General features: G+C 71.1%; 2 protein-coding genes. Both read left to right on the top strand.

Going from position 1 to position 2,961, the window contains the following annotated elements:
• The first annotated feature begins 62 nt into the window (after positions 1 to 62).
• Positions 63 to 395, top strand: coding sequence for a thioredoxin family protein (locus BFF77_RS02045; RefSeq protein ID WP_066943163.1), 333 nt, complete (start codon positions 63 to 65; stop codon positions 393 to 395).
• A 202-nt stretch (positions 396 to 597) separates the two neighbouring features.
• The gene (locus tag BFF77_RS02050; RefSeq protein ID WP_066943165.1) at positions 598 to 2,871 is read left to right on the top strand and encodes a HelD family protein; all 2,274 of its coding nucleotides are present in this window, start codon (positions 598 to 600) and stop codon (positions 2,869 to 2,871) included.
• Positions 2,872 to 2,961 lie beyond the last annotated feature (90 nt).

Genomic DNA, 2,961 nt, shown 5'->3' on the forward strand with positions numbered 1-2,961 from the left:
CAGCAGGACCCCGCCCAGCAGAATCCCGCACGGCAGGACCCCGCTCACGAAGGAGAGCAGAAATGATCAAGGCAGCAGGCGTCGACTCCGTCACGGACGCCGACTTCGACGACGAGGTGCTGAAGGCCGCCCTGCCGGTCCTGGTGGAGTTCACCGCGGACTGGTGCCCGCCGTGCCGCCGGCTCGCGCCGGTCCTGAGCGCCGTGGCCGAGAAGGAGGCCGCCCGTATCAGGGTCGTGCAGATCGATGTGGACACCAATCCGCTGACCACCGCCCGCTACGGCGTCCTCGCGATGCCGACACTCATCGTCTTCCGCGGCGGCGAACCGGTGAAGTCGATGGTCGGCGCCCGCCCCAAGCGCAAGCTGTTGCAGGAACTGGAGGACGTGGTCTGACACGCGAAGAACGAGCCCGGGGAACGAGCCCGCGGTGTCCACAAAAAAGCCCCGGTCCGAATTGACGGCCGGGGTATTCGTCTGCGTATATTGAGGGTTTCCGTGTCCTGATTTCGCGATTTCGTCGAGGATACGGGCCACTCGATGAAGTGCAGCGTATCGGACAGGGGTCGAATTGTCAACCAGGGAATCCAATGACGAATTGCGGAATGAGCAGCAATTCATCTCTGTCCTCTATGAGCGGCTCGACGCCCTCAGGGAGCAGGCCGAGGGCGCCGTGGAGGCGTCGATCGGCCAGGTCACCACGGTGCGGCAGGCCCGGGTGGAGCGGGACATCAGCGTCGCGGAACAGTCCGACCGGCTCTCCTCGCTGAACGCCGTCGAGACGGGCCTCTGTTTCGGACGGATCGACCTCCGGCCGGAGGATGAAGGGGATGAAATCGCCGGCACCGGCCCCACTCATCACATCGGTCGTATCGGAATGCGGGCCGACGACGAGGAGCACACCCCGCTGCTGATCGACTGGCGCGCTCCCGTGGCACGGCCCTTCTATCTCGCCACCGGCTACTCACCCATGGGTCTGCGCCGGCGCCGGCACATCACCACCCGGGGCCGCCGTGTCACCGCGCTGCACGACGAGATCATGGATCTCACCGACACCACCCGCACCGGATACGAGGACCCGGACGGCGACGCCGTGCTGCTCTCCGCGCTCAACTCGGCCCGTACGGGCCGGATGAGCGACATCGTCCAGACCATCCAGGCCGAGCAGGACCGCATCATCCGCGCACCGCACCGCGGCGTACTGGTCGTCGAGGGCGGTCCCGGCACCGGCAAGACCGCGGTCGCGCTGCACCGGGCGGCGTATCTGCTCTACGCGCACCGGGAGCAGCTCGCCCGCCGCGCGGTGCTGATCGTCGGCCCCAACCCGGCCTTCCTCGGCTACATCGGCGAGGTGCTGCCCTCGCTCGGTGAGACCGGAGTGCTGCTGGCGACCACCGCGGAGCTGTTTCCCGGGGTACGGGCCACCGGTACGGACACTCCGGCGGCGGCCGAGGTCAAGGGCCGGGCGGCGATGGCGGAGGTGCTGGCCGCCGCCCTGCGCGGCCGGCAGACCGTGCCTCACCGCGCCACCGAGATCGCCCATGACGGCTACGGCACGCTCCTGCTCGACCGCGCGATGGCCGAGGACGCCCGCTGGCACGCCCGCGAGACCGGCCTTCCGCACAATCTGGCCCGTCCGCACTTCGCCTTCCATGTCATCGACGCCCTCACCGAGCAGCTCGCGGAGCGGATCGGCGCCGATCCGCTCGGCGACGGCAATCTCCTCGGCGCCGACGACATCGCCCAGCTCGGCAAGGAGATCGCCACCAGCCGTGAGGTGCACGCGGCGATCGAGGAATGCTGGCCGCTCCTCACCCCGCAGCGGCTGATCGCGGACTTCCTCGCCGATCCCACCGGGCTGCCGGACGGCGACGCCGAACTGATCCGCAGGCCCCAGGAGGGCACCGGGAGCACGACCGACGGCTGGACCGACGGTCCCTGGACCCCGGCCGACGTACCGCTGCTGGACGAGGCCGCCGAACTCCTCGGCGCGGACGACAGCGCCGCCCGCGCCGCCGCCGAGGCGGAACGCCAGGACCGGATCGCCTACGCGCAGGGCGTCCTCGATCTCTCGGAGGGCTCGAAGACCTATGAGTTCGAGGACCAGGAGTCCGAGGTGCTCGCCGCGCACGACATCATCGACGCCGAGCGCTTCGCGGACCGCCAGGAGGCGGCCGACACCCGCAGCGCCGCCGAGCGGGCCGCCGCCGACCGTACCTGGGCCTTCGGCCATATCGTCGTGGACGAGGCCCAGGAACTCTCCGCCATGGCCTGGCGGCTGCTGATGCGCCGCTGCCCGAGCCGCTCCCTGACCCTGGTCGGCGACCCGGCCCAGACCGGTGACGCGGCGGGCTGCGAATCCTGGCAGCGGATCCTCGCGCCGTATGTGGGCGAGCGCTGGAGACTGGCGCGGCTGGGGGTGAACTACCGTACGCCCGTGGAGATCATGGAGGTCGCGGCCGAGGTACGGCGGACGGCGGACCCGCTCTTCGAGCCTCCGAAGTCGGTACGCTCGACCGGCCGCGCTCCGGTCGTACGCACCGTGGAACCGGCGGACCTGGTCCGTACGGCCGCCGCGCTCACGGAGGCACCGGAGCTGGCGCATCCGGAGGAGGGCCGTATCGCGGTGCTCGCGCCGGCCACCCTGCTCCCGGCCCTCGCCGCCGGACTCCCGCACGCCTCCTGGGGACCCGCGCCCGATCTCACCCGGCCCGTGGTCCTGCTCAGCGCCCGTCAGGCGAAGGGCCTCGAATTCGACACGGTGGTCGTCGTCGATCCGGACGGCATCCGGACGGCCTCACCGCGCGGCACCAACGATCTGTACGTGGCGCTGACCCGGGCGACCCAGCGGCTGGGAATCGTACGTACCTGAGCGCGCCGCCCGCCCGCGAGCTCCGCGAGTCCGCCCCGCTCCCGCCTTCCGCCCCCGCCGCGACCGCGCCGGCGGGGGCGGACCGCGGGT

It is taken from the genome of Streptomyces lushanensis, assembly GCF_001700515.1.
GTDB lineage: Bacteria > Actinomycetota > Actinomycetes > Streptomycetales > Streptomycetaceae > Streptomyces > Streptomyces lushanensis.